Source organism: Chelativorans sp. AA-79, from assembly GCF_029457495.1.
Lineage (GTDB): Bacteria > Pseudomonadota > Alphaproteobacteria > Rhizobiales > Rhizobiaceae > Chelativorans.
The window spans coordinates 1494999-1520374 of record NZ_CP120361.1 but is presented as its reverse complement, the minus strand read 5'-3'; the positions used below and the strand labels follow the sequence as shown (position 1 = coordinate 1520374).

22 protein-coding genes and 3 pseudogenes are annotated in these 25376 nt (G+C 61.2%); 15 read left to right on the top strand and 10 right to left on the bottom strand.

Going from position 1 to position 25376, the window contains the following annotated elements; translation table 11 throughout:
* The first annotated feature begins 330 nt into the window (after nucleotides 1-330).
* Nucleotides 331-717: a Kazal-type serine protease inhibitor domain-containing protein gene (locus PVE73_RS28230; RefSeq protein ID WP_346772405.1), complete on the top strand. Its 387-nt coding sequence runs from the start codon at nucleotides 331-333 to the stop codon at nucleotides 715-717.
* Between the two features lie 7 nt (nucleotides 718-724).
* Here the strand turns inward: PVE73_RS28230 and PVE73_RS07430 are convergent, their stop codons facing one another.
* Nucleotides 725-2368, bottom strand: a complete 1644-nt coding sequence (locus tag PVE73_RS07430) for a Na+/H+ antiporter NhaC family protein (protein ID WP_277366328.1) — start codon at nucleotides 2366-2368, stop codon at nucleotides 725-727.
* A 382-nt stretch (nucleotides 2369-2750) separates the two neighbouring features.
* Between PVE73_RS07430 and PVE73_RS07425 the strand changes: the two genes are divergently transcribed.
* Both PVE73_RS07425 and PVE73_RS07420 read left to right on the top strand, forming a co-directional pair.
* Nucleotides 2751-3770 carry a helix-turn-helix domain-containing protein gene (locus PVE73_RS07425; protein ID WP_277366327.1) on the top strand — a complete coding sequence of 340 codons (1020 nt, stop codon included), beginning with the start codon at nucleotides 2751-2753 and terminating at the stop codon, nucleotides 3768-3770.
* A 45-nt stretch (nucleotides 3771-3815) separates the two neighbouring features.
* Nucleotides 3816-4103: a hypothetical protein gene (locus PVE73_RS07420; RefSeq protein WP_277366326.1), complete on the top strand. Its 288-nt coding sequence runs from the start codon at nucleotides 3816-3818 to the stop codon at nucleotides 4101-4103.
* Between the two features lie 13 nt (nucleotides 4104-4116).
* On the opposite strand, the gene PVE73_RS07415 is transcribed toward PVE73_RS07420, so the two are convergent.
* Nucleotides 4117-4320: a hypothetical protein gene (locus PVE73_RS07415; RefSeq protein WP_277366325.1), complete on the bottom strand. Its 204-nt coding sequence runs from the start codon at nucleotides 4318-4320 to the stop codon at nucleotides 4117-4119.
* A 280-nt stretch (nucleotides 4321-4600) separates the two neighbouring features.
* On the opposite strand from PVE73_RS07415, the gene PVE73_RS07410 reads away from it, so the two are divergent.
* The 7 genes from PVE73_RS07410 to PVE73_RS07380 all read left to right on the top strand — a co-directional run bounded on the left by PVE73_RS07410 (nucleotide 4601) and on the right by PVE73_RS07380 (nucleotide 14763).
* On the top strand, nucleotides 4601-6031 hold the full coding sequence (locus PVE73_RS07410; RefSeq protein WP_277366324.1) for a basic amino acid/polyamine antiporter: 1431 nt from the start codon (nucleotides 4601-4603) through the stop codon (nucleotides 6029-6031).
* 32 nt (nucleotides 6032-6063) lie between these two features.
* On the top strand, nucleotides 6064-7311 hold the full coding sequence (gene arcA, locus PVE73_RS07405; protein ID WP_277366323.1) for an arginine deiminase: 1248 nt from the start codon (nucleotides 6064-6066) through the stop codon (nucleotides 7309-7311).
* A 27-nt stretch (nucleotides 7312-7338) separates the two neighbouring features.
* The gene (locus tag PVE73_RS07400; RefSeq protein ID WP_277366322.1) at nucleotides 7339-7953 is read left to right on the top strand and encodes an HdeD family acid-resistance protein; all 615 of its coding nucleotides are present in this window, start codon (nucleotides 7339-7341) and stop codon (nucleotides 7951-7953) included.
* A gap of 19 nt (nucleotides 7954-7972) precedes the next feature.
* Nucleotides 7973-9130, top strand: a complete 1158-nt coding sequence (locus PVE73_RS07395) for an efflux RND transporter periplasmic adaptor subunit (RefSeq protein ID WP_277366321.1) — start codon at nucleotides 7973-7975, stop codon at nucleotides 9128-9130.
* Nucleotides 9127-12309 (top strand): efflux RND transporter permease subunit, encoded by a 3183-nt coding sequence (locus PVE73_RS07390; protein ID WP_277366320.1) that lies wholly within the window; start codon nucleotides 9127-9129, stop codon nucleotides 12307-12309. Before PVE73_RS07395 ends, PVE73_RS07390 begins: the two co-directional genes overlap by 4 nt.
* 28 nt (nucleotides 12310-12337) lie before the next feature.
* Nucleotides 12338-12892, top strand: a complete 555-nt coding sequence (locus tag PVE73_RS07385; protein ID WP_277366319.1) for an HdeD family acid-resistance protein — start codon at nucleotides 12338-12340, stop codon at nucleotides 12890-12892.
* Nucleotides 12893-13116: 224 nt separating this feature from the next.
* Nucleotides 13117-14763, top strand: a complete 1647-nt coding sequence (locus tag PVE73_RS07380) for an alpha/beta-hydrolase family protein (RefSeq protein WP_277366318.1) — start codon at nucleotides 13117-13119, stop codon at nucleotides 14761-14763.
* 84 nt (nucleotides 14764-14847) lie between these two features.
* Here PVE73_RS07380 and PVE73_RS07375 read toward each other — a convergent pair whose 3' ends face one another.
* The 4 genes from PVE73_RS07375 to PVE73_RS07360 form a co-directional block, all read right to left on the bottom strand.
* Complete coding sequence (locus tag PVE73_RS07375) at nucleotides 14848-16131, bottom strand: MFS transporter (protein ID WP_277366317.1); 1284 nt, start codon at nucleotides 16129-16131, stop codon at nucleotides 14848-14850.
* Between the two features lie 436 nt (nucleotides 16132-16567).
* Nucleotides 16568-16864 carry a tyrosine-type recombinase/integrase gene (locus PVE73_RS07370; RefSeq protein WP_277366316.1) on the bottom strand — a complete coding sequence of 99 codons (297 nt, stop codon included), beginning with the start codon at nucleotides 16862-16864 and terminating at the stop codon, nucleotides 16568-16570.
* On the bottom strand, nucleotides 16861-17424 hold the full coding sequence (locus tag PVE73_RS07365) for a hypothetical protein (RefSeq protein ID WP_277366315.1): 564 nt from the start codon (nucleotides 17422-17424) through the stop codon (nucleotides 16861-16863). Before PVE73_RS07365 ends, PVE73_RS07370 begins: the two co-directional genes overlap by 4 nt.
* Before the next feature lie 336 nt (nucleotides 17425-17760).
* Nucleotides 17761-18510, bottom strand: coding sequence for an SDR family oxidoreductase (locus PVE73_RS07360; RefSeq protein ID WP_277366314.1), 750 nt, complete (start codon nucleotides 18508-18510; stop codon nucleotides 17761-17763).
* A gap of 99 nt (nucleotides 18511-18609) precedes the next feature.
* On the opposite strand from PVE73_RS07360, the gene PVE73_RS07355 reads away from it, so the two are divergent.
* Complete coding sequence (locus PVE73_RS07355; protein ID WP_277366313.1) at nucleotides 18610-19533, top strand: AraC family transcriptional regulator; 924 nt, start codon at nucleotides 18610-18612, stop codon at nucleotides 19531-19533.
* Between the two features lie 203 nt (nucleotides 19534-19736).
* On the opposite strand, the gene PVE73_RS07350 is transcribed toward PVE73_RS07355, so the two are convergent.
* A complete protein-coding gene (locus PVE73_RS07350) occupies nucleotides 19737-19910 on the bottom strand; it encodes a hypothetical protein (RefSeq protein WP_277367598.1) in 174 nt (57 codons plus the stop codon).
* Between the two features lie 230 nt (nucleotides 19911-20140).
* On the opposite strand from PVE73_RS07350, the gene PVE73_RS07345 reads away from it, so the two are divergent.
* A complete protein-coding gene (locus PVE73_RS07345) occupies nucleotides 20141-20851 on the top strand; it encodes a hypothetical protein (RefSeq protein WP_277366312.1) in 711 nt (236 codons plus the stop codon).
* Between the two features lie 224 nt (nucleotides 20852-21075).
* Here the strand turns inward: PVE73_RS07345 and PVE73_RS07340 are convergent, their stop codons facing one another.
* The gene (locus PVE73_RS07340; RefSeq protein WP_277366311.1) at nucleotides 21076-21648 is read right to left on the bottom strand and encodes a TetR/AcrR family transcriptional regulator; all 573 of its coding nucleotides are present in this window, start codon (nucleotides 21646-21648) and stop codon (nucleotides 21076-21078) included.
* A 131-nt stretch (nucleotides 21649-21779) separates the two neighbouring features.
* Between PVE73_RS07340 and PVE73_RS07335 the strand changes: the two genes are divergently transcribed.
* Together PVE73_RS07335 and PVE73_RS07330 are read left to right on the top strand one after the other, a co-directional pair.
* Nucleotides 21780-22586, top strand: a complete 807-nt coding sequence (locus tag PVE73_RS07335) for an MBL fold metallo-hydrolase (protein WP_277366310.1) — start codon at nucleotides 21780-21782, stop codon at nucleotides 22584-22586.
* 433 nt (nucleotides 22587-23019) lie between these two features.
* Nucleotides 23020-23463 (top strand): ester cyclase, encoded by a 444-nt coding sequence (locus PVE73_RS07330; RefSeq protein ID WP_277366309.1) that lies wholly within the window; start codon nucleotides 23020-23022, stop codon nucleotides 23461-23463.
* A 4-nt stretch (nucleotides 23464-23467) separates the two neighbouring features.
* Here PVE73_RS07330 and PVE73_RS07325 read toward each other — a convergent pair.
* Together PVE73_RS07325 and PVE73_RS07320 are read right to left on the bottom strand one after the other, a co-directional pair.
* Nucleotides 23468-24235: pseudogene (locus PVE73_RS07325) on the bottom strand (IS5 family transposase).
* Nucleotides 24236-24596: 361 nt separating this feature from the next.
* Nucleotides 24597-24929: pseudogene (locus PVE73_RS07320) on the bottom strand (transposase); the annotation flags it as partial.
* A 242-nt stretch (nucleotides 24930-25171) separates the two neighbouring features.
* Between PVE73_RS07320 and PVE73_RS07315 the strand changes: the two are divergent.
* Nucleotides 25172-25375, top strand: a pseudogene (locus tag PVE73_RS07315) (transposase); the annotation flags it as partial.
* Nucleotide 25376: the final 1 nt, after the last annotated feature.

The window sequence follows — 25376 nt, the reverse complement described above, 5'->3', positions numbered from 1 at the left end:
TTTTGCAAACAACATATTACTGATAGTCGAATTCCTTTGCGGCGCTACTGCTGGGGTCGTGCTTGGTCGTCAAGTTCGGAGCTTCAGCTGGGGTCGGGTCGCTGACGGCATTATCGGCGGTATCGGCGGACTACTCTTTGTGTGGCCGTCCCCTCGCATTCCAGGCGTCGCGCGCTTCATGGGCCACCTCGCGAATGGCTTGACGCCAACGATGTTGATCGGAGCCGCTATGGCAGGGTTGGTGGGAGGTCTTGTCCTGATTCTTCTGGCCGGTTTCGTAAGAGCACTCGTGAGGGGGTAACTGCAACTCCCGAAGTGGGAAGCGAGAAAATGTCGGGCGCCGCAGATAGAGTCTTTGCCTTCATTGTTGTCATTATAGCAATGACGGCTTGCACTGTCGCTGTGGAACAGCGTCCGATTCCGGGACGTCCGCAAGTGTGCACTTTCGAACATGCGCCGGTGTGTGCCCGGCGAGGCAATCAGCAGCGGACGTTCGCTAATGCCTGCCTAGCTCGCTCGTCCGGGTTCCAGGTTCTGCATCGTGGCCAATGCCGCGCAAGCTTCCGACCGATCACGGGCCGGCCAATCGCCTGCGCGCGCGAATTCGCGCCGGTCTGTGCGGTGCGCGGCAGCACTACGCGCACATTCGATAATGAATGTCTTGCCCGCGCGAGCGGATTCCGCCCTATTCGCCCGGGACTTTGCCGCTGGCGCTAGCGGCTCACTAACCACCGTCAGGCGTGGTGCGGCCCCGTTGCTCCGAGGACTCCTTGTCCGTATCCGACACACGCTGCATCCGCACGCCCGCGAAGGCGACTACGACCACGAGAAGCGGACTGAGGAGGCTAAAGATGGCGTAGGGAACATAGTCGAGTGTCGCCACACCCAATGTTGCTGCCATATAGGCACCACAGCTGTTCCAGGGAACCAAGGCCGAAGTGGGCGTTGCAGCACCGCCGACTGCGCGAGAGAGTACAACGGGCGCGAAACCGCGCGATGCGAAGGCGGTCTTGAACATCCGCCCCGGCAATGCGATCGAGATGTATTGGTCGGCCGTGACGACGTTCGTGGCGAAGACGGCAGCAACCAACGATATGATGAGGGTGCCTGCCGTCTTCGCAGCATTTATTACCGGCCTAACCAGTTTGTCGAGGACGCCCGCTTTTTCGACGACGCCGCCGAAGGCGAGCGCGGCGATCACGAGCCAGATCGTGTTGAGCATGCTTTCCATGCCACCGCGCGACAGTAGCTGATCGATATCAGCCACTCCGGTTGCGGACACATAGCCGTTCGCGAACGCCAACCACACGCCCTTGAGAAGCAAGAGCCACGGCGGAAGGTCCTCACGGCTCACGGTGCTCGCGAATGCCATCACGCGCTCAGGCGCGATGATGGCCGCAAGTGCGCAGGCCACAATCGCGCCGATGAAGATCGATGTGAATGGCGGCAGCCGGCAGAGCGCCAATCCTACGACGACAATGAGCGGCAGAGACAACACCGGCGATACGTCAAACGCTCTCTCTATGGCGGCAATTTCGTTGCTGATGTCGAAATCGGCGGGCTTGCCGATTGTCCAGAAGACCAAAAGTGCGATCGCCAACGCCCCGGACGTTGTCAGGGCCGTTTCACGGATATGCTCGTAAAGATTGGCACCAACCATACCGGCGACGAGATTCGCCGAATCAGAGAGCGGGGATATCGTATCGCCGAAATAGGCTCCCGAGATCACGGCGCCAGCGGTGATGGCCGGATCCATGTCGATGCTCAGTGCGATCCCCATAAGGCCAATGCCGATCGTGCCGACGACTGTCCACGAGCTGCCGATGCAGAACGAGACCACCGCGCAGATGGCAGCGGCCGTCACATAGAAATAGGCCGGGTTGAGTATCTGCATCCCGTAATAGACCATCGCGATGAGGGTGCCGCTCAATGCCCATGTGCCGATCAGCGCGCCGACCGCGAAGAGAATGAAAATCGCGCCGATGCCGGAGCTTACGCTCGCCGTCGCCGCGGCGTTGAGCGAGGAGAGCGAATGGCCGCGCCGCCAGGCAATGAACACGGCGATCATGGTGGCCACGACGAGCGCGACCTGCGTCGGTCCGGATGTACTTGCTTCACCGAAAATGTAGTAGGCAATTGCAACCAGCAGGATGAGGCTGACGATCGGTACGAGCGCTTCGAAGGTGGAGAGCGCCTTTGGCATGTCGAGCCCATTCATGCGCCGTCTCTTCTCAGACAAGTCTTCTCTATGAGAGCGCGGCTTAGTTGCGTTCGGCACATCTGTTCGCCGCAGCCGCCACAAAATACGAGTTCCGCCAACCAGGCGGCGGCTCGTCTGACTGCTATGCAACGCTCCTACCGGCTGCATTTGAATATTGTATCGGGCAGCAGGTAGGGCAAGACAAAAACGGCCAAAGCACCGATACGATTCTGCAAAAGAGACGCAAAGCATAACTGTGGGATTCTTAGCCAATTTTTGATTGAGGGCGGAGGTATTATCGGGTCTCACAGAATACCCACGGAAAGCTTGAAGAAAATGCGTATATAACGTAAAATTTATAAATGACGGGGAGCGAATCTTTTGCGAGGAAAAGATGTCGCCACTTGGACTGCTTTCAACCGACAGCACTGCTCCGAAGGCAGGGCTTGCGGCTCGCGCTCAACTCTCCATCGACACGAAAGCTCCGAGCACCGAGACTTCACAGGACGTCATAAGGCAACCGCCATCAATTACCCCTAGAGAGACGTGGGTGCCGGCCTTTGAATTTTCGACCATGGAGCTTCCTCCGGAAGAGCAGTTTCTGGCTTGGCGCGCCAGCTATTCGCCTTTGGTCGATCTACTCGAGCCGGATGATGTCTCGGTCGGCTTCACTGGAAAGCAGGTACTCTGGGATCTCGGCAGTCTGGCCTTGTCACATGTCAGTACCGACGGCTTGGGGTTCGCGAGCCTGGCAGGGCATGTGCGGCGTGACCCGATCGATCATTGGCTGATCAGCGTAATGTTGAAAGGCAACTCGAAAACGGACACTCCGTCGAGGACGATTGAGGGGCGCGCCGGATCAGTGCAAATACATCCGCTCGGCAAGAAGTTTGAGGGATACCTCACCGACTGCGAAATGCTGCAGTTGTTCGTGCCGAGGGACTTTTTCCGGGGCATGGCTCATGTCCTGGATGCGGCGGAGTTCACAACACGCAACAACGGAATGGCCAAGCTTCTCGCCGAATACCTGATCGGCCTTGCCCGTTGCCTGCCATCGCTGGACAGAAGTGACCTGCCTGGACTGGTGACAGCAACGAGAGCGATGATCCTTGCCTGTATTGCGCCAATCTCCGATCACCGCAACGAAGCGGGTGATACGATCAACAATGCCTTGCTCGAACGCGCTCGCCGCTTCGTGCAAGCCAACATCCGCTCCAGCAATATTGGCGTGGCAAGCCTGCAGTGTGAATTAGGCGTATCTCGTTCGCGGCTCTATCGCCTGTTCGAACCTTACGGAGGCGTGGTTCACTACATCCAGCACCGCCGCCTGCTCGATGCTCACCGAGCGCTGGCCGACCCCAGCGACACGCGCCGAATCCTGGATATTGCCGAGGAGCGCGGCTTTGCGGACGGCTCGGAGTTCAGCCGCGCCTTCAAGCGTGAGTTCGGCTATAACCCGAGCGATGTCCGCATCGCTGGAAAGGAACTGCCGAACAGACAGCTAACTGATCTGAAGTGGGCTGCGCCCGCCGACCGGCTTGGAGCATTGCTGCGCCGGCTGCAGGCCTGAAGTGGGCTTCCGAAGCAGCCGACCAAACATTTCGGAGATATTGCAATGGCCAATTTAGGCGAAGTGCTCGATCCGGTTCGCAAGCAGGTGATCGACGTCAAGGACGCGCTCGCCCATACACGATATCGCTATAGCGCGCTTGACCTGCTGCTGGAGAATATTTCCGATTCCAAACTGCGCGCGGCCTCGCAGGAGATTTTTGCCGTCGCCAGCGAAAAGATGAACGCCGTGGACGACATGCTGCACGAATTCTATCAACGACTGTCGGCGGTCGACCGGATGTTGCAGATCTACGACGCATCGGAAAGACGCAGAGAGGCCGCCCGCGATTAAAAGCGTTCGGTCATCATCGCCGGCCGCTTTGATTGCGTTGGATGATCTTACGCACTAACAGGATGACGCCCAGGATAAGAGAAACGCCGCCTGCTCCGATATACAAAGCCTGCCCGGATCTGTAACCCGCCGTTACCAGCAGGAATCCAAGAACAATGAGCACCAGCCCACCGAGTTTATTGATGAATGGGCCGCGCGTTTCATCGTACCTGGCCATGACGAACCTCTGCATCAAGTCGGACCTGTTCAACGAATATATACTTACCGCCCGCACATGAGATCAGCAGAGGATCCCATGCTCATGCAGAGTGTCTCTGTTTTATTTATTAAGCGGCGAAATAGAGATTCTATGCATAGCTATAAGATTCTCCGCTAAGGTCATCGTTCAAACAAAACTGTAAATATCTCCTGCACAAGCGCTCCAGCGCAAATTCCGGTTGGCTCGCGCGAGGTGACGTACTTTTGCATTTGGTGCTTATTTCGTTTGGAGCGCCGCGATGGCTATCAAAGCTGAGCAGAAGCTCCCGCTCTTTGCCCTCACCGGTATGGTCGTGGGCTCGATGGTCGGCGCGGGCATATTTTCGCTTCCCCGCACATTTGGCGGCGCCACGGGACCATTCGGGGCAATTATCGCGTGGTCAATAGCCGGCGGCGGCATGTACATGCTGGCGCGGGTCTTTCAGTCCCTCGCCGAGCGAAAACCCGATCTGGATGCCGGCGTCTTCGCCTATGCCAAAGCCGGATTCGGCGACTATCCGGGCTTCCTGTCCGCTTTTGGCTACTGGATAGGCAGTTGCATCGGCAACGTGTCCTATTGGGTGCTGATCAAGTCGACGCTTGGAGCCTTCTTCCCCGTATTCGGCGACGGCAACACGGTGACAGCCATCGTTGTCGCCTCGGTCGGCATTTGGCTTTTCCACTTCATGATCCTGCGCGGCGTGCAGCAGGCAGCATTCATTAACACGGTGGTGACCATTGCCAAAATCGTGCCGATCCTGGTTTTCATCCTGATCCTCATCTTTGCCTTCAAGGCCGATCTCTTCCGCGCAAGCTTCTATGGCGGGGAAGGCATGCCGGAGACGAGCCTGCTCGAGCAGGTGCGCGCCACAATGCTGGTTACGGTGTTCGTCTTCCTCGGTATCGAAGGTGCAAGCGTCTATTCGCGCTATGCGAAAGAGCGCTCCGATGTCGGCAAGGCGACGATTCTGGGCTTCGTCGGGGTGACAGGACTGATGGTGGCAGTGACGCTCCTTCCCTACGGCGTTCTAGCGAGGAGCGATCTCGCCGGGATGCGACAGCCGTCCATGGCACCAATGCTGGAGGCGGTGGTCGGGCCCTGGGGAGCCGTATTCATTAGTATCGGGGTGCTGATTTCAGTTCTGGGCGCGTATCTCGCATGGTCACTAATCTGTGCCGAGGTGATGTTCGCGGCAGCAAAATCACGCGATATGCCCAAGCTGTTCGCCAGAGAAAACCGGAACCGTGTGCCGGCGGCAGCGCTGTGGCTGACCAATATCATCGTGCAACTGTTCGTCATCAGCACCTATTGGTCGCAGGATGCCTTTGCCCTGATGCTCAATCTGACCAGCGCCATGTCGCTGATACCGTATTTCCTGGTTGCAGCCTATGCGGTCCTGATCGCCAACCGGGGCGAGAGCTATGAGGCACTTTCGGTGGAGCGCAGGCGTGATCTAACCATAGCCGCCATTGCCGCGCTCTATACACTCTTCATGATCATCGCTGGCGGTCTAAAATTTGTGCTGCTTTCCGCGGTGCTCTACGCGCCCGGCACCCTGCTCTATTTCTGGGCCCGGCGCGAACAAGGCGAGCGTATCTTCACACCCATCGAATGGTTGATTTTTCTGGCCGCCGCCATCGGGTGCGTGATTGGAATCTATGGTTTGGCGACAGGGAGTATCACGATCTGAAGGGAATTCCCAAGCTCCGAGGAGGACAAGTCATGTCATCGCCGCAAACCACCTTTGGCGTGCATTCCGAGGTCGGCCACCTACGCAAGGTGATGGTCTGTGCGCCAGGACGGGCGCATCAGCGCTTGACGCCCAGCAATTGCGACGCCTTGCTTTTCGATGACGTGCTATGGGTCGACGTCGCCAAGCGCGATCATTTCGACTTTATCACCAAGATGCGCGACCGCGGCGTCGAGGTGCTGGAGATGCACAACCTGCTTACCCAGACGGTCGCCGTCCCCGAGGCGAAGAAGTGGATCCTCGATAATCAGGTTGTGCCGAACCAGGTCGGGCTCGGACTCATCGACGAAATCCGCAGCTATCTCGAAGGCCTGCCCGACCGCGAACTCGCCGAGACTCTTATCGGCGGCCTCTCGACTCATGAATTCCCCGAGGAGATCGGCGGGGAGATGCTGATGCTGATCCGCGATGCCGCCGGCGTGGCCGAATATCTCCTGCCGCCGCTGCCCAATACGCTCTACACGCGCGACACCACTTGCTGGATTTATGGCGGCGTGACGCTCAATCCGCTCTTCTGGCCGTCGCGTCACGAAGAGACCATCCTTGCCGCGGCCATCTACAGTTTCCATCCCGATTTCGCCGACAAGGTGAATGTCTGGTGGGGTGACCCGACCGAAGAATGGGGCCTCGCTACGCTCGAAGGCGGAGACGTCATGCCGATTGGCAAGGGCAACGTGCTCATCGGCATGAGCGAGCGCACCTCGCGGCAGGCGATCAGCCAGCTCGCAGCGACCCTGTTCGAAAAGGGTGCGGTGGAACGCGTCATCGTTGCGGCAATGCCCAAGCTGCGCGCAGCCATGCATCTTGATACGGTGTTCACCTTCGCCGACCGCGATTGCGTGCTCGTCTATCCCGACATCGTGAACACCATCGAGGCGTTCTCATATCGGCCGGACGGCAACGGCGGCCTTGAGCTGCACCGGGACAAGGGAACCTTCGTTGAGACGGTGCGCGATGCGCTTGGACTAAAGGAAATGCGCGTGGTGGAGACGGGCGGCAACGCCTATATCCGTGAGCGCACTCAGTGGGACAGCGGCGCCAACCTCGTCTGTCTCTCACCCGGCGTCGTTCTTGCCTACGACCGCAACACCTACACCAATACGCTGCTGCGCAAGGAAGGCATTGAAGTCATCACGGTTGCCGGGGCCGAGCTTGGACGGGGCCGCGGCGGCGGCCACTGCATGACATGCCCGATCATCCGGGATGCGGTGGATTATTAGCGGCGGAAGCACATCCGGCGGTCGGAGATGAACGGCGCCATGGCAGAAGCTCGAGCGAGGAAGCGGCCGACAACCGGGATGGCCGCGAGAAAGTCCGGTCGCGATGACCGCGTAGAACCCTTACACGCGAAATGGCGATGGTTTCTGGCGTTAGGCGTCGTTCTGGCCATAGCCGGGACGTTGGCCGTCGCACTTCCGGCGGTCTCCACTTTCGCCGCAAGCGCTGTCCTTGGAGCGGTGCTTGCGCTCGCGGGTGCGGTGAAGATGGTCCAATCCCTGCGGGTCAAGGAGTGGAGCGGCTTCATCTGGCAGGAATTGACCGGTGCGGTCGAGTTGGTCGGGGGCATCCTGATCTATTTCAACCCGTTGAAGGGCGCTCTCGCGATCACTCTTTTGATTGCGCTGGTATTTCTCGTTCACGGCATCCTGCAGATCGCACTCGCCTTCAGGGTGCGCAAAGAGAACGGCTGGGGCTGGTTTGCGGTATCGGGCTTGGTCGCGCTGGCCGCCAGCGCGGCGCTTACGTTGAAGCTGCCGTACACCCGGATTTACTCGCCTGGGGCGATCGCAGGCATTTCACTGCTCGTGGCCGGCGGCGCGTATATCGCCATCGCTCTCGCCATGCGCAGAGCGCGGTCATGAAGATCGGAGAGGGGCGGCGATGAACGTGCATCTTTCTCCGGCTTGCCTGAGGCTAGCTTGCCTGGCGGGTGTCGCGGCCTTCCAGGCCGGATCGATCTCTATCGCCCAGCAGCCGGGGACCGGCCAGGTTCCACCGCCAGCCGTCGTCGTCGAAAAGATTGAAGTGCAAGAGGTAACCAATCCCGTCCAGTTTACCGCCCGCGTCGAAGCGATCGAAGCCGTGGACCTCCGGGCACGCGTTATCGGCTTCCTGCGGAACGTTGCGTTCAAAGAAGGGCAGGCAGTCGAGGCGGGAGATCTGTTGTTTGAAATCGAACCCAGCGAGCTTGAAGCATCCCTTGCCTCCGCGCGGGCACAGCTGGCGCGGGCGGAAGCGATCCGGACATCGGCCGAGCGGACTCTCGCGCGCAACCGGGATCTGTTCGCCAGAAACACTGTCGCGCAGGCCACGCTTGATGAGGCTCAGGCCGCTTTCGACATCGCCGCGGCGGACGTTCAGGTGGCCCAGGCCGCGCTGGAGAAGGCTGAACTCGATCTCTCTTACGCCCGTATCACCGCACCGATCTCCGGCAGCATCGGCCGTGCGACCTTCACGGCAGGCAATCTGGTGGGCCCCGATTCCGGCTCGCTGGCACGGATCGTCAGCCTTGACCCGATCCGTGTCGCCTTTGCCATGAGCGAAGGCCTGCTCGTGACTCTTCGGCTGCAGGAAGCGGGCGGCGGCGGTATCGACCCGAATGCGCTCGATCTCACGCTGCAACTGGCTAACGGCACCGAATATGATGAACTCGGCCATATCGAGTTCGTGGAGAACGAAGTCGATCCGCAGACCGGAACGGTGATCGCCCGCGCTGCTTTCCCCAATTCCCATCACGTCCTCATCCCCGGGCAGTTCGTCACCCTTTTCGTGCAGCAAAGAAACGTGCCCAGCCTGCCTGTTGTGCCGCAGGCGGCGGTTCTACAGGATCGCGAGGGGCGCTTCGTCTATCTGCTCGGTCCCGACAACACCGTCTCCCAGCAGCGCATCGATACTGGCGCGCGGGTCGGCGTCGGGTGGGCTGTGACCGAAGGTCTGAACGGAGGAGAGGAGGTGGTCGTCCAGGGCGTCCAGCGGCTGGCCGACGGCATGGCGGTCCAGCCGAGCGAGGGCCAGCCCGTCAGCGGCGGCGGCTCATGATTTCCGATCTCTTCATCACGCGGACGCGCCTCGCGATCGTCATGTCGATCGTGATCTCGATTGCCGGAGCGATTGCGATCTTTTCCCTGCCGGTGCAGCAGTATCCGCAGATCACGCCGCCGACAGTGACCGTCTCGGCGAGCTATCCTGGAGCAAGTGCCCAGATAATCGCCGATGTCGTGGGCGGGCCGCTGGAGAGAGCTATCAACGGCGTCGACAACATGATGTACATGTCGTCGACCAGCTCGAATGCCGGGCAGTATTCGCTTTCGGTAACCTTCGAGGTAGGTACGGACCCGGATGTCGCGCAGGTCAATGTGCAGAACAGGGCTCAGCTGGCGATCTCCCAACTGCCGGCCGCCGTGGCGCAACAAGGTGTGTCGGTGCGGACGCGATCACCCGATTTCGCGCTCGGCATCGCCTTCTATTCGCCGGGGAACAAACTCGGCATACTCGAGATCACCAATTTCGCCTCAACGACAATTGTCGATGCGATCTCGCGCGTCCCCGGTGTCGGCGAGGCTTCCGTCGTCGGTGCATCCGAATTCTCAATGCGCGTGTGGCTGAATCCGATACGCATGGATGCGTTCGGCATCACGGCCGACGACGTGGCCGCTGCAGTCCAACAGCAGAATATCCAGGCCTCGCTCGGCCAGGTCGGCGCCCCGCCGGCACAGGAAGGCACCGAAGTGCAGTACACCCTCGTCGCCCGTGGCCGGCTGATGAGCCCGCAGGAATTCGGCGATATCGTGCTGCGAACCGGCCAGGCCGGCGCAATCGTGCGGCTCCGCGACATCGCCCGTATCGAGCTTGGCGCCCGTAACTATTCCTCGAGCGCGCGTTTCGGCGGGCACGAGGCAGCAATGCTGCAGATAAACCAAGCGCCCGGGGCCAACGCCATTCAGACAGCCAATGCCGTTCTTGCCGAGCTCCAGCGCCTTTCTCCTCAGTTCCCTCCTGGCTTCGAACATCAGATCGTCTACGATGCAACGCGCTTTGTCCGGGCGAGCATCACGCTGATCGTCCGCATCCTTGGCGAGGCCTTCCTCATCGTGCTTGCCGTCACCTTCCTCTTCCTGCAGGACTGGCGCGCCACCCTGGTTTCAGCCCTTGCCATTCCCGCCTCCATGCTGGGTGCGATGGCCGTCCTTCTGGTGTTCGGGTATTCGATAAACACCATCTCCCTGCTCGCTCTCGTGCTTGCCATCGGCCTGGTGGTGGACGATGCGATTCTTGTCGTCGAGAACGTCAAGCATGTCATGGAGGACCATCCGGGAATCGGCACGGTCACCGCGGCCCGCAAGGCGATGAGCCAGATCACGGGCCCGATCATCTCGACGACGCTGGTGTTGCTCGCCGTGGTCACTCCGACGGCTTTCCTGCCCGGCATCAATGGCCAGCTCTATCGCCAGTTCGCCGTCACGCTCTCGGCCGCGCTGGTAATCTCGTCCATCGTTGGCCTGACGCTCAGCCCGGCACTCGGCGCGATCCTTCTCAGAAGCGGAACGAGCGGCTATCGGCGTGGCCCGCTCGGCTGGTTCTCACGCCTGGTGACCACCACGCGTGACAGCTACGGGCGGGCTGTCGGCTTCCTTGTCCGCCTGTGGATCATCCCTCTCGTCGCGCTTGCGGTTTGCTTCCTGGGCGCTTTCCTGCTCTTCACCCGCCTGCCGGCCACGTTCCTTCCCGACGAGGATCAGGGAGCGCTCTTCCTCGATATCCAGCTTCCGAACGCCGCCTCGCTCGACCGCACGCGAACCATCGTTGATGAGGTCGAGCAGGTGCTTTCGAGGACTGCAGGCGTCGAAAATGTCATTTCCGTTGCCGGGTTCAGCATCCTACAGGGAACCCTCTCCCCGAATCGTGCGATGGTGGTGGCAGCGCTGGCGCCCTGGGATCAGCGGAGAACGACGGACCTTCAGCTCGGAGCCATCCTCGCAAAGCTGCGAGCCCAGTTCTCCACCATCCCCGGCGCCATCGTCTCCGTTTTTGCGCCGCCGGCCATCTCCGGCCTCGGCGCGGTCGGCGGCCTCGACCTGCGCCTGCAGGCGCTGGAGGGGCAGCCGCCGGAGGAGATCGCTGCTGTCGTGCGCGGCTTTGTCACCGCGGTTAACCAGCAGCCAGAGGTCGGGGGCATGTCGACCACCTTCAGTGCCGACGTGCCGCAGATTTTCGTCGACGTTGACCGGATTCGCGCCCAAGCGCTGGGCGTAAGCGCCGCCGACATCTATGCGACGATCGGCGCCAATTTCGGTTCGCGCTATGTGAACGATTTTACGCTCCAAGGGCGTGTGTTCCAAGTCAACCTCCAAGGCGATTCCGAGCATCGTGCCAACGCGGAGGACATCCTCAACCTCCATGTGCGCAGCCGGATCGGCTCGATGGTGCCACTCAGAACGGTCGTGTCGACAACCGTCGTGCTCGCGCCGTTCGTCATCTCCCGATACAATCTTGCGGTGGCGGCACCGATCAACGGTCAGGCGGCACCTGACGGCAGCTCCGGGGCGGCGATGGATGCAATCGAACGCGTGGCGGCGGACGCGCTTCCAGCGGGCTACGGGTTCGAGTGGTCGGGCCTGTCCTTTCAGGAGCGGCGCAGCGGCGGCCAGGAGCCGATCGTCTTCGCCTTGGCCTTCCTATTCGCCTATCTGTTCCTGGTGGCTCTATATGAAAGCTGGATGCTGCCTCTTGCCGTCATTCTGTCGCTCGGGGCGGCCTTGCTGGGCGCGACCCTAGCACTCACGCTCCTCGGGCTTCAGAATAGCCTTTATGCGCAGATCGCCATTGTGCTCCTGATCGGGCTTGCGTCGAAAAACGCGATCCTGATCGTCGAATTCGCCAAGAAGCGCCGCGAGGAAGGACTGCCGATCCGAGAGGCTGCGCGGCTGGGCGCCGAGCAGCGCTTTCGCGCCGTGCTGATGACGGCGCTGGGGTTCATCTTCGGCATTGTCCCTCTGGCAATCGCGACCGGTGCCGGGGCCGGCGCGGGCCGGGCACTGGGCGTCACAATCCTCGGCGGCATGCTGGGCGCCACCACGATTGGCCTATTCATTATCCCGGGCCTGTTCGTGGTGTTCCAGCATCTTGCGGAATGGCGCTCGGCGCCGAAGGAGGCCGCAGCGAAGATCCCGGAGGCGACTCATGCCGGCCCAAAACCGAGGCATCGCGTGCGGGCCTAACCAAGTATCAACCTTCGAGGAGGAAGACATGACAACGTATGATTCAGGAAGCTCCGCGGCTCTCTACGCGCCGCCCACCTGGCTTCGTGTGCTGCTCGGGATCGTTCTGATTGTTGGCGGCATATTCGTACTGGGCGACGTGGCTCTCGCCACCCTCGTCAGCACTCTGTTCATCGGCATCACGGCGATCGTCGTGGGCGCCTTCGAGATTATCCACGCCTTCTGGACGAAAGGATGGGGCGGGTTCGTCTGGCAAATCTTGCTCGGCGTACTCTATATCGTTTTCGGTTGGATGGTCGTGAGCCAACCCGTATCGGGCGCCCTGATCCTGACCTTTGCCCTTGGACTGGTGTTCCTCGCATCGGGGATCGTGCGAATCGTCGTCGCCTTCAAGCACTGGAGCGAAGCCGGATGGCTGATGCTGCTTTCGGGAGTGTTCGGCATTCTGGCCGGCTTCATCATTCTGTCTGGATGGCCGGCAAGCACGATTTGGGTACTCGGGCTGCTTCTGGGAATCGACCTTATCACCCATGGTGTTGCGTGGTTGACCTATGGCTGGTTGCCGGCATCGAGGACAGCATAACGCTGGAGTGCTGCCTGAACCGCGCATACGTGGAAACGTCAACACGGAGAGGCGAGCGGAACCAGAATTGATCGTGCGATGGATAGGTAGAGCGAGAACAAGGAGGGAGGCTGATGGCTCCCAAAGAAGATTGCGGAGAACCTCCGTCGTGCTCGAGCCTCGCATGGTGATCTATGCAGGAATTCCCGGACGGCTTTGAGCCGTTCATATAGGCCTGACCGTTTATGAGATATTGGCTTGTCAGGCTTTGGCTGTCTTTCTCGACCGCAGGCCTGCTCCTTGGAACACTGTTTTTTGCGTTCTCCCTGACTCCAAGCCTGTTGCCGCGGACATATTTTACGCAAGGGGTCCTCTCCGGATGTTCTTTGGCCGCCGGATATTTCGTCGGTGTGCTCGTGTCCTGGCTGTGGTCCTACATGGAATTGCCTGTCCCGCAGGGCCGCGTCGTGCGTGCAGCCAAGCTCGGCGCAGCTGTCATCTGCATTTTTGTTGCCGTTCTCTTCCTCTGGCAGGCTGCGCGGTGGCAGAATTCGATCCGCGAGATTATGGGCCTGGGACCTGTCGAGAGCGTGCATCCGCTCAAAGTCGGCCTGATCGCATTCGTGACTTTTTCCGTCCTGATCGCGCTGGCACGGCTCTTTCAGCTTACGTTCCGCTTCGCGGCCGCGAAGGCCCGCCGCTTCATGCCGACACGGGTGGCCAACGTGATCGGCGTCGTCGCTGCAACCATGCTGTTCTGGTCGATCATCAGCGGTATTCTCTTCCGGATCGCGCTCGATGTGGCGGACTCCTCCTTTCAGCAATTCGATGCCCTGATCGAGCCTGAAACCCGACGGCCCACCGCCCCCCTCAAAACCGGCAGCAGCGTCTCCCTGCTCGAATGGGGCGATCTCGGGCGGGCGGGACGGGAGTTCGTCTCCTCAGGGCCGACCAGCAAGGAGTTGCGAGCCTTCTCCGGGAAGGATGCGCCCGAACCCATTCGCGTCTATGTCGGACTTCGCTCAGCCGCGGCCGTGGATGAGCGCGCGCGGCTAGCACTTGAAGAATTGAAGCGCGTCGGCGGGTTCGAGCGTTCGGTGCTTGTCGTGGTGACCCCCACCGGCACCGGCTGGGTCGATCCGGCGGCGATGGACAGTCTGGAATATCTCCACAACGGCGACGTGGCGAGCGTTGCGGTCCAATATTCCTACCTCGCGAGTTGGCTCTCCTTGCTGACGGAGCCGGGCTATGGCGCCGATACCGCACGCGCCCTCTTCAAGGAGATTTATGGTTATTGGACGAGTCTCCCCAAGAAGCGCCGCCCCAAACTTTATCTGCACGGCCTGAGCCTCGGCGCGATGAACTCGGAGCAATCGACCGATCTCATCGAGGTGATCGGCGATCCGTTCCAGGGCGCGTTGTGGAGCGGGCCGCCCTATCCGAGCAGGCTTTGGCGTTTCCTGACCGCCAATCGCGATCCCAGGTCGCCTGCCTGGCTGCCCCGGTTCCGGGACGGCTCCTTCGCTCGATTCATGAATCAGGATGGCGCAGCCGCGAAGCCGAACTCGGGATCGAGTTGGGGCCCCATGCGGTACGTTTATCTCCAATATGCCAGCGACCCTGTCACGTTCTTCGACTACCGCTATGCCTACCGCGAACCGGACTGGATGAGACCGCCGCGCGGCCCCGATGTGTCGCCGGACATGCGATGGTATCCGGTCGTGACAGTGCTTCAGCTGGCGGTGGACATGGCAATGGCGACGACTGCTCAGATGGGACACGGCCATGTCTACGCCCCCGCGCATTACATCGACGCCTGGGTCGAGGTGACCGGCATCCAAGACTGGAGCACCGGGGAAATCGAGCGGCTGAAGTCGAAATTGGGCAACTAGCAGTGAGGAGCAAGCATCGAGGGGAGAATGCGTGATTATCACGTGCGCACGAGGATCAGCAGACGGGCGTGGGGTCCGAGGCCATCACTTGGGACGGGATGCTTCGCGCACTACCTTGCCTCCTTTTGACAGTTCGGACGTATGGGAAGAGCCTGAAGAGTCGTGCGCGAGAGGTGCCGTCTGCGGTGCCAGAACATCGAAGGGCCTTTCCGAGTGCGGCGGCGGTGATGAAGTGAAACTTCTGCCCACGGCCAGAAGCGCCAGCAGGCCCGCCGCTGTGGCAATCAGGTAAAACACGCCGTCTATATCGAAGCGCCTCATTATGCTCATGCCGACGAGTGGCCCAGCCACCGAGCCCAGTCCGCTTACAAGAATGAGCCTGCTGCTTACGGCCACCACCTGATCGGCTGGCATGCGATCGTGCGCATGAGCGACGCATACGGGATACAGAGTGGAAAGGAAGCCACCAAGCAGAACGCCGCCCGCCATGATCATGGTTAGGTTCTGTGGCAGTTGAACCACGAAAAGCGCGACGATCGCGAGGCCGACGCTGAGCGCGGCCAGAACCAGACGCCGGTCAAATCGGTCGGAAAGTCGACCGGCCGGAACCTGAAACGCGAGGCCGCCAAAGACGGCCGCGAGCATGATAAGCCCGATCGTCGTTTGTTTGATGCCCTCGCCCTGCATCCAAGCCGGAACGAGCGCATAGAACGAGCTTGTCATCAGTCCGGTGAGCGCAGCGCCGACGACCGCAATTGGCGCGGCGCGCGCGAGTCGGCCGTATGGTAAAAACGGCGCGCCGACCGCTCGGGGCGGCTCGGCACGCGTCGTGCATACCATGACCAATGCTATGGCAAACAGGACGCAGATCAGGTTGAACGGCGCTGCCGTTTCGACTGCTGTTCGGCCAACCAGGATTTGTCCGAACGCAAGCCCGATAAATGTACCGACCATATAGAGCGAGAAGATGCGGCCGCGCTCCGACTGCTGGGCTTTGGCGTTCAACCAGCTCTCTGTCGTGACGAAGATACCGGCGCAACCAAACCCGACGATGGATCGCAGAGCCAGCCACGGCAGCGCGTCGACCATCAAAGGCATGGCCGCAGTCGCCGTCACGGCGAGCCCGGCAAAGGCGGCATATGCGCGTATGTGCCCAGTCCGTTCGATGATCCGTCCACATGACACCGCGCCAACTGTAAAACCGGCAAAGTAACTGCTGAGCACGAGGCCCGCCATGATCGCGTCGAAGTCTTCCAGCGCCACACGTAAGGAAATGAAGGTTCCAAAGAACCCGTTGGCGAACTGGATCCCGCTCGTTGCGATAATGAGCGTCCCGATCTGTGTGCGCATAGAACTGCTTGGCAGCATGGGCCCTCCCCCTGCTAGCCGAATGTGAAGATCCAGTCCATCGTACCGACATCATACCTGTTGCTGTTGAGGTCAAGCGATTGTTCGGCTCTGGGTTTGATGAGGAACAGTGAAACATCGAAGCAGGACGGGTTGGTACAGGCAGCATCTGCATGCTCAGTACAACCTCAGAATGGATTTCAAGTCCCCCTTCGTCTTTGACTCTAGTGAAATGGACGATGCCCATCACCTTGCCCGTAGCTTGTCGCCGGGCAGGAGAATGAACTCTTCGGTGACCACGCTGTAACCATCCACACGAGGTTCCGGGAGCTCCTTAAAACCGAGCGATAGCTACGAGAAAATTCCGCGATCAACAGCTATCTCTCTCCTAAAGATGACGCCGCTGTGGGCGATTACGCCAGCCTGGAGGGCGGCGAGCTGTGGAATGTGCGCAAAGCTAGCGGGGCGCCTTCAGTGCGTCTAGCAAATCTCCCCACTCCTGCATCAGCGTCACCCGCTGCTCCCAATAGGTGGCGCGGTTGTAGGTTCGCCGGATGGCGTTCTTGTCTTGGTGCGCCAGCACCGCCTCGATAACGTCTGGATCGTAGTTGCGGGCGTTGAGTATGGTGCTCGCGGTCACCCGGAAGCCGTGGGCGGTCACTTCGTCCTTGCTGTCCCCCATACGCCGCAGCGCGGCATTCATGGCGTTCTCGGAGAGGGGACGCCTGGTCGAGCGGATCGAAGGAAAGATCAATCCGCCGTGCTCGGAGAGCGGCCGGACCTCTTCCAAGACCAAAAGCGCCTCTTGGATAGCGGCACATCGTGCGGGGCACGCATCTTCATGCGCTCTGCTGGAATGTGCCAGACGGCCTTCCTTAGGTCGAACTCGTCGCGGGTAGCTCCCCGTACCTCGCCGGGGCGGACACAGGTGAGGGCGAGGAACTGGAGAGCAGCTTTGATGGTCGGCCAGCCGTCGTAGTCATCGATCGCCACAAGCAGTTGACCGAATTTTCTCTCATCAGTGATAGCGGCACGGCCATTGGCTTTCGGCGGCTGGAGCGCGCCCTGGAGGGCCAGGGTCGGGTCAGTTTCAGCCCTGAGGGTGACAATGGCCAGCCGAAAGACACTGCCGATCACGCCGCGCAAGCGCCGCGCCGTCTCTCTTCGACCGCTCTTCTCGATCTTCTGGAGGATCTGGAGGATTTCGGCCGGGGTGATCTCTTTGATGGGACGCTTGGCGAGCGGGCTGGCTAGGTCTTCGAGGAGCCACTTGGTCTTGGTGACGGTGGCGGCCGCCGCCTTCCGTTCCTCCATCCGCGTGACGTATTCCTCGGAGATCAGGCCGAGCTCCGTGAGATCGATTCCTATGTTCGTCTTGATGTGGTGGACCTGAGCGCCTTCGAGTCGAGCGACGAGATAGCGACGAGAACTATTTCTACTCAATGGCCCGCTACAGGCCCTCTTAATGCAGGTTTTGAGGAAAGAGGGGCCATCGCGGTCGTGCCGAGCTGAGGAGCGGAGCAAACATCTCGGCGCGGTCAAGGCCGAACGCATGTTATCGAGCGCAGCTCAGGTGCCGGGCACCAGAGCTGCGCGGTTACAATCTCAACAATCCGCCGTAAACGCCAGACGCTCGGCGGTGGTCGAGGATCAGGCCACCTCGGCCATCCATTGCACCGCATCCGCTCCCGCCGGAATCCGGAGTGGCGCGTTCGCGTCGGTGGCCGCCCGCCAGACGGCTTCCGCCACATCGCCGGCATGGGTGACAGGACCGCTATCCTCGCGGAAATTGGCGATCATGCCTTCGATCAGCAGCTTGTAGTCGGGGTTATCGAGTCCGCGCAGGTGCGGTATTGCGTTCTCGCCAAACTGGGTTTCCGGCGAGCGGCCGGGGAGCACGATATGGACGCGCACGCCGAACGGCTCCATCTCGACCGCGAGGCTTTCGGTGAGCGCGTTCACCGCCGCCTTGCTCGCGCGATAGACGCTGACGAGTGGCAGGGGCTTGAGCGTTGCCGTAGAGGTAACGTTGATGATCACGCCCGACCGGCGCTCGCGAAACCCGGGCAGGACCGCCTGCAACATGGCCAACGTGCCCAATGTGTTGGTCTCGAACAACTGACTTGCCGTCTCGGGCTCGATCAGCTCGATCGGTACTGCCGCACCGAACCCGGCATTGTTGACCAGCACGTCGATCTCGCCGGCCCTTTCCATGGCGCTGGCGATGCTCGCGGGATCGGTGACATCGAGCGGCAGGAGAACGAGATTGTCCGAAGCGGGAAGAATGTCGGGACTGGGCTTGCGCATCGTGGCGACCACCTTCCAGCCGTGATCGAGGAACAGTTTCGCGGTTTCGAGGCCGAAGCCGGAGGAACAGCCGGTGATGAGGACGCTGGGCATGAGATTGCTCCGAAATTGTTGAAGGCGACCCGAAGATGGCCATCTCGAGTGAGACTTTGTATAGGTGAACGTCCCGAATAAATTTGCGATAGTCCTGATATGACCATAGATCCGCTTTCCGAGATCGTGACCCTTCTCCAACCGTCCGCCAGCTTCTCCAAGCTGGTCGAATATGCCGGACGCTGGCGTATCCGTCGCGATGTCGAAGGAAAGCCGGTCTATTTCGCGGTCCTGGAAGGCGAGTGCCGCGTGGTCTGTGCGGGCCAGCCCTCTATCATCGTGCGCGCCGGCGATTTCCTGCTATCTCCCTCGACCAACGATCAGATCATCGAGAGCATCGAAGCGCCGCCTCATGGGATCGACATGCTGCCGGTCGAGCTTGGCGAGGGGCGCTTCCGTGTCGGCCGATCGGATGAGTCGATCAATCTCAGGATGCAGGTCGGGCTATGTAGTTTCGCATCGCCTGACGCGGCCCTGCTCATATCCTTGCTCCCGGCTATGGTGGTGGCGCGCGGCGAGCCGCGGCTTGCAACGCTGATGCAGTTGGTCGGCGACGAGACCCGCCGATCGCGGCCTGGGCGTGAACTGGTGCTTGAACGCCTGTTGGAGGTGCTGCTGATCGAGGCGTTGCGCTGTTGTGCCGACACGGCCCCGGTGCCAAGCGTCGCGCGCGGGCTTTCCGACGATCGTCTGGTTGCGGCCTTGCGGGCAATGCATGCGAAGCCTGCGCATGGCTGGACGGTCGCGGATCTCGCGGCTGAGGCAGCGATGTCACGCTCGGCCTTCTTCGCCCGCTTCAATCGGATCGTCGGAATGCCGCCGATGGAATATCTGCTCGCCTGGCGCAGGGCGCTCGCCAAGCGCTTGTTACGCAAGCACGAATTCGCGATCGAGCATGTTGCGGCCCGGGTCGGCTACGGCTCAGCGAGCACGTTCAGCACCGCCTTTAGGCGGCATGTCGGAATACCACCGGCGCGCTATGCGCGGGTGGGAGCGGCCATTCACGTGATCGGTGCGCTTTGACCGCAATGCGCCCCGTTTCGGTGGTAGAGCCCAGCTTTGTCACTTCCCACTAGCAGACATTGCCTACGACCACGCCAGCCATCCTGACGTATCGGCGAATGTGTTGCCGGCGTAGCCGGAACGATCAGCCGCGTGGATTGGAAGCTGGATCGCTTGGCGGCCGTGCCGAACGTGACCTGCCTGTTCACTGCATCGAGGTCCCGTCAGATGAAGGCCTTCGCCAACGCCTCCACGTCAAAACGGATCGGCGCGATGCGAGGCTGATCGCGCAGACGATGCGGACCGGCCTGGTCAGGGCGAACCATGTGAAGACCGACTACAGCCAGCGCATCAGGCTGCTCCAGCAGCCACCGCCAGTCGATGATCCGCCGAAACAAGGATCTGATCCTCTCTGTCATTAAACGATCGCTCCGGAGACGGGGGGCCCATCCCATAATCACAAAGCCAGGTTGTGCAGCAGGTCCCGGAGGGGCGAGGTGGGGCTGCGGTGAGCGCTCCGCTTCGCCGCCTCTGAACCCTGCCTGAACGCTCCTCTCATTATGCGTTCAGCCGCAGGTGCATAGTGCTCTCATGTATGTTGTAAACCTGAATTGGGAGGGCATTCGAGATGATGATGAAGAACCTTTGGCGCACCGGCCTAGCGGCGGGGCTACTGGTAGCGGTTTCGTCCGGGGCTTTGGCGGCGGACTGGATCGAGACGGTGGAGGTGAGCCGGGACGGGATCGATATCGTACCGGTGGAGGTTTCGGCCAATGCGGGCGGGTATGTCGGCGTCAAGTCGCCGAGCCATAAGTTCCTGCTCAGGCTTTATGCGCGGGCGACTAGTGGCGAGCGCATCGTGGCGATGAAGCTGGGGGCGTTTTCGGGCGTGCTCTATTTCGAGGGCGATGGCGGGATGTGGAGCCGGAGCTTCAAGGGCCGGGATGTGGGCAGCGGTTCGCGGCGGACGGTCGATTTCCACCATGACGCGGTGGTGCCCGCAGGCAAGATCAAATGGCAAATGGCGGACCCGGTAATGGCCTGCACGGCCAATCTGCAGAACAAGGTGAATGGGGGCATGTCGAAGACCCAGGTACTGTCGCAGGCCTGGACGGTTTCGGCCAACGCCTATTTTGAGCTCGACGCGGTGGCGGCGCGCAAGAACAAGGCCGCGCAGAACAAGTGGAATATCGGCAACACTGCCAACCAGCGCGACGGGCTCACCTATCCGGTGACGGTGAAGTGCCTGCCGGGAATCAAGGTGGCGCCGGTGCTGCCCGACACGCCGCTGGGGATGAATGTGGAATCGCCGACGCCTTTCGGGGTCAAGTCGCGGTAAGGAGTAAGCGGCGTCTCGAAGGAGGAGGGGGCGTCGTCCGCTGTCTCCCTCCCCTTGAGGGACGGGACGCCGACAGGCAGTGTTGATAGCATCGCCCTGGAAGCTGACTGACTGTTCTCGGCCCCATTTCGGCCGTTGAGGTTCAGGTTCGCTTCCTTCAAGACTACACGAATCTATACTAGCTTTCGAGGATGCTGGAACGTCGGCTTTCCTAGCACTGATAGCTACGACCCAAGAACGCCGTTCAGCCAGCTTCCCGCCAACCCGACCTTTACGCTGTCGGGGATGTTCCGCTGTTCCAGATCGTCCCAGGTCGGGAAGGCCAGGACATGGCCAACCGTTGCCTCGACCTTTTGTGCCCGGTTCTCGCCTATCTTGAACGCGCCCGTGAGATCGGCCGCGACCTTAGCGACAAAGCCCGCGAACTCCGCCATCGGCCCCTGCAGGGCGGGCACTTCGGCAACGTCCCGGTGAGAGGACACCCACATGCGCCGAGTCGACGCGTAGTAGGCATAGAACGCTGTCACCGCCGCGTCGAAACGCCGTCGGGGGTCGTCGAACGATCCCCACGATGCCGGATCGGGCGGCGGATTGAGCGAAAGCCAGTGAGACGTACAGGCCTGGAAGACGGCCGTTTCGTCCGGAAAGTGCCTGTAGACGGTGAGTCGCTGCACGCCGGCTTTCTCGGCGATCGCGCTGATTGTCGTGGCGCGTGCGCCGATCTCCTCGTGCAGGTGCATGGTCGCTTCGACGATCCTCTGCCGCGTCTCTTCCTGCGCCTTCGCGCGTTCGGACATGCGGTAGCTGCGTTTTCTCTCCATTCGATGAACATAGGTGTTCACTCAACTGTTGACAAGCGGATTCGTTACGTCTATTGGCCGTTTTACATTGAACATATCTGTTCACTGAAATTGGAAAGGAACCAGCCATGTCCGCCATCGAAGCGCCCACCATGCTTGCTCCCCGCCGTGTCACCGACCAGTGGACGGTTTTGCCGTCCTGGTTGCCGGTTCCCGGCCTGGGTGCGCTGCCGATCAACAGTTTCCTGCTCAAGGGGCGCGAGCCCGTTCTCGTAGACACGGGCCTCGGCGCCCTCGGCGACCAGTTCGTCGCCGCGCTCGAAAGCGAGATCGATCCGGGAGATCTCCGCTGGATCTGGCTCAGCCACATGGATGCCGACCACATCGGCAACCTCGGCCAGGTGCTGGAGCGCGCGCCCCATGCGAAGGTCGTCACCAACTTCCTCGGCATGGGCAAAATGAACCTCGCGGGAATCGACGTTTCGCGGGTCCACCTGCTCGATCCGGGTGCCAGGCTGGAGGTTGCCGGCCGCACGCTCGTTCCGCTGCGTCCGCCCTATTACGATGCGCCGGAGACGATCGGATTCTTCGACACCGGGGAACGTGTGTTCTTCGCCGCCGATTCCTTTGGTGCCCTCCTGCCAGAGCCGGTGGACGGCACCGAGGAAGTCGCCGACGAGACGCTGCGTGAAGGGCTCCTGGGCTGGTCGTCGATCGATGCGCCATGGCTCACATCCGTCGATCGGGACACGCTCGGCAGGACACTGAAGAGCATCGAAAGGCTTAATCCCGACATCGTGCTTTCTGGGCACCTGCCACTCGCCCGCAAGGGCGTGGGGCAACTGACCCACCATGTCGCCGGCGCCTATTGCCGAGGCGCCTCCTCGGTCGTCGACCCCCTCGCAATCGAACACATCGAAGCCGCATTCGCCTGACCGCGCGACATGCGGTTCCGACGAAAGGGAACTCCGTGACAATTCTCGACTATCTCCCGCATACCCGTCGCGGCGTATGGGGCACCCTTACATCGCGGATCGCCTCCGCCTGGACCACACTGTCCCGCCTCGTTGCGTCGGGTGTTCGGGCTATCGAGCGTAGAGCCGAACTGCGGCGCGCCGAGTACACACTCATGTCAATGCCGGATTCAATGCTGAAGGACATCGGCATCTCGCGCGGAGCGATCCCCAACTGCGTACGAGGATTGCCGGACTCACCGGCATCCAGCCGTCGTCGCGAACGCGACGTCCAACAACGCCCTGCGCCAGGTGTGCCGATGCGCATCGAACGATGCGAGACCACGGCGCGTCCGCGACGGCCGGTGCGGCCCGGCTGCAGGCGCATTCTATGCTCAAACGGAAAGGACCCATCATGAGCGATCAGACCACCGCACAGATCAACCGCCAGACCGTCGAACGTTTCCTCGCCGGCACGCATTCCCGCAACATCGAGGACGTGGCCGTCATCGACGATACCGTCGACGCAACGGTCCTCTGCCACGGCTTCCCCGGCTTCGCGATCAACGACCACGAGAGCTACAAGACCTTCTTCCGGGTCTTCCGGCAGTCCTTCACCGACATGGACTGGACCGTCCACACGCTCCTCGCCGACAATACGCATGTCGCGGCGCGGTGGGAGATCCATGCCACGTTCAGCGGCGACTTCGCCGGCGTGAAGGCCGACGGCCGCCGCATCGCCTTCGACGGAATGGTGCTCTACCGCATGCAGGACGGCCTGATCGCCGAGACGTGGCTGCACATTAACGAGACGATGTTGCTTTCGGCCATCGGCGCACTCCCCGCCCTTGCAGCTTGATCATTTAGGTAGTGAACTCATAAGTTCGCATCCATAGCCGTGCTGCTGCGAGAGCTACGGCTACGAGGAAGTTTCTTGCGAGCTTGTCGTAGCGTGTGGCGATCCTTCGGAAGTGTTTGAGCTTGCAGAAGAAGCGCTCGACGAGGTTGCGCTGGCGATAAAGGCTTGGATCGACTGATCTCTGGACCGTGCGATCGCGTTGGGTCGGAATGTGTGCCTTTCCGCCACGCTCGCTGACCAGATCGATCAGGTGTTGCCAGCCATAGCCGCGGTCGGCGACGACGATGGCGGCGGCCGGAAGGGCTCGTAGCAGGTCGGGTGCGGTGGCTTTGTCGGAAGCCTGCCCTGCCGTGAGCGCGAGGCGGACCGGCAATCCCTTCTCGTCGACGACGACATGGATCTTGCTGGTCAGTCCTCCACGAGAACGGCCGATGGCGTGATCCGGACCCCCTTTTTACCGCCGGCGGCATGCTGGTGGGCGCGGACGATGGAACTGTCGATCAACTGCATCGACTGCGGTGAGGGCGCCGCCAAGGCCTCGAACACCCGCAACCAGACGCCTGCCTTGGCCCATCGATTGTAGCGATTGTAGGCCGTCGTGTAAGGGCCATAGCATTCGGGCAGGTCGCGCCAGGGCGAGCCCGTTCTCAGGATGTAGAAAATCCCGTTCAGGACGCGCCGGTCATCCGTCCGCGCAACACCACGCGGCTTATTTGGGAAGCAGCGGCGCGATCAGCGCCCACTCCCGGTCCGTGAGATCGAAACGTGCCATCCAAGCTCCTCCTCAAGGAACTTGAACGTATGGCCCGCCCCGTCTGCAAGGGGTATTTTGAAGATTGCTCTGTTCAGTCTGCGTCAACGTATCCGGTCTCGGGAATTGCCCGGCCAAGATGGAGATCCGCGCAGCCTGGTCCTCATAATCACAGCGGTCTCGGTCGACCGTTCAATGGTCCAGGTTTCCAGGTTGCCGTTCGACTGTCAGGCCATCTTCTTTCCACCACCCGCAGATTGCCGCGGCCCCAGCTCGGTAGCCGATGACCGTCGTGTTCCCTATGTTGCCGCGATCGCCGGATCGAAGCCACGCTCCTTGCGCAGCACCGCCCAGACAATGCGCGCCAGCTTGGCCGCCAGCGCCATACCTCAGGCAGGAATCCGGTCGCGTAGAGCTTAGCCAAGACGGCCGCGTCAATGGCGTCGGTCTTGATCTTGGTGTGCGCGATCATGCGTACCTGCTTCGGGTTGGCGATCACGACACGGTCTACGAATGGCTCAAGAAGCTCGGCGACAGCTGCCGCATTCCCCGTCGCTTCGATGATCACGTGGTCGTCGTGGGTCAGTTCTTTCTGAGCGAAAGCCGTGAGCTGATCGCGAAGCATAGGAACCCGTCCAAGCTTCGTCAGTTCGCCTTCACAGAGCGCGACGACTTCCGCCGCCACGCGATGGATGTCCATGCCAATGATCCGCATGGTCTCCTCCTCTCCTAGTCAAGGTTGAGGGAGCCAGCGGGCGACACGACAATTACGGATCCGCGCTCGCAGCGCATCCGGGCTGGTCGCAGGGGCGGCCAGATAACGACCTCGAGCTCGCGGCTCATGTCAGTTCGACGGCCTGCCCGCACTTGCGTGCTCCCGGTGCCCCGAGGCCCGGATCCGCCCAGCATAGCCGCCAGTGCAGACCTCAGGAACGAAGCACCGCCGACAACATGCTGGATAACGCCTTCATCGAGACATTCAATGCGCGGTTGCGGGCGGAATGTTTGAACGCCCACTGGTTCTTGAGCCTTGCGGATGCGGCGGAAAAGTTGGAGGCTTGGCGCAGAGACTATAATGAGCAACGGCCACACGGCGCGATCGGGAACAATGTCCCGGCCGCGCTCATGAAATCGGCACACGCAGCCAGCCCGTGTTGCTGAT

Bases quoted from the DNA above. Each gene is read 5' to 3' on its own strand.
- PVE73_RS28230 (WP_346772405.1), top strand. From the start codon at position 331: ATGTCGGGCGCCGCAGATAGAGTCTTTGCCTTCATTGTTGTCATTATA.
- PVE73_RS07430 (WP_277366328.1), bottom strand. From the start codon at position 2,368: ATGCAGCCGGTAGGAGCGTTGCATAGCAGTCAGACGAGCCGCCGCCTG.
- PVE73_RS07420 (WP_277366326.1), top strand. From the start codon at position 3,816: ATGGCCAATTTAGGCGAAGTGCTCGATCCGGTTCGCAAGCAGGTGATC.
- PVE73_RS07415 (WP_277366325.1), bottom strand. From the start codon at position 4,320: ATGGCCAGGTACGATGAAACGCGCGGCCCATTCATCAATAAACTCGGT.
- PVE73_RS07410 (WP_277366324.1), top strand. From the start codon at position 4,601: ATGGCTATCAAAGCTGAGCAGAAGCTCCCGCTCTTTGCCCTCACCGGT.
- arcA (WP_277366323.1), top strand. From the start codon at position 6,064: ATGTCATCGCCGCAAACCACCTTTGGCGTGCATTCCGAGGTCGGCCAC.
- PVE73_RS07400 (WP_277366322.1), top strand. From the start codon at position 7,339: ATGAACGGCGCCATGGCAGAAGCTCGAGCGAGGAAGCGGCCGACAACC.
- PVE73_RS07395 (WP_277366321.1), top strand. From the start codon at position 7,973: ATGAACGTGCATCTTTCTCCGGCTTGCCTGAGGCTAGCTTGCCTGGCG.
- PVE73_RS07390 (WP_277366320.1), top strand. From the start codon at position 9,127: ATGATTTCCGATCTCTTCATCACGCGGACGCGCCTCGCGATCGTCATG.
- PVE73_RS07385 (WP_277366319.1), top strand. From the start codon at position 12,338: ATGACAACGTATGATTCAGGAAGCTCCGCGGCTCTCTACGCGCCGCCC.
- PVE73_RS07380 (WP_277366318.1), top strand. From the start codon at position 13,117: ATGAGATATTGGCTTGTCAGGCTTTGGCTGTCTTTCTCGACCGCAGGC.
- PVE73_RS07375 (WP_277366317.1), bottom strand. From the start codon at position 16,131: ATGCTGCCAAGCAGTTCTATGCGCACACAGATCGGGACGCTCATTATC.
- PVE73_RS07365 (WP_277366315.1), bottom strand. From the start codon at position 17,424: ATGGAGGAACGGAAGGCGGCGGCCGCCACCGTCACCAAGACCAAGTGG.
- PVE73_RS07360 (WP_277366314.1), bottom strand. From the start codon at position 18,510: ATGCCCAGCGTCCTCATCACCGGCTGTTCCTCCGGCTTCGGCCTCGAA.
- PVE73_RS07355 (WP_277366313.1), top strand. From the start codon at position 18,610: ATGACCATAGATCCGCTTTCCGAGATCGTGACCCTTCTCCAACCGTCC.
- PVE73_RS07345 (WP_277366312.1), top strand. From the start codon at position 20,141: ATGATGATGAAGAACCTTTGGCGCACCGGCCTAGCGGCGGGGCTACTG.
- PVE73_RS07340 (WP_277366311.1), bottom strand. From the start codon at position 21,648: ATGTCCGAACGCGCGAAGGCGCAGGAAGAGACGCGGCAGAGGATCGTC.
- PVE73_RS07335 (WP_277366310.1), top strand. From the start codon at position 21,780: ATGTCCGCCATCGAAGCGCCCACCATGCTTGCTCCCCGCCGTGTCACC.
- PVE73_RS07330 (WP_277366309.1), top strand. From the start codon at position 23,020: ATGAGCGATCAGACCACCGCACAGATCAACCGCCAGACCGTCGAACGT.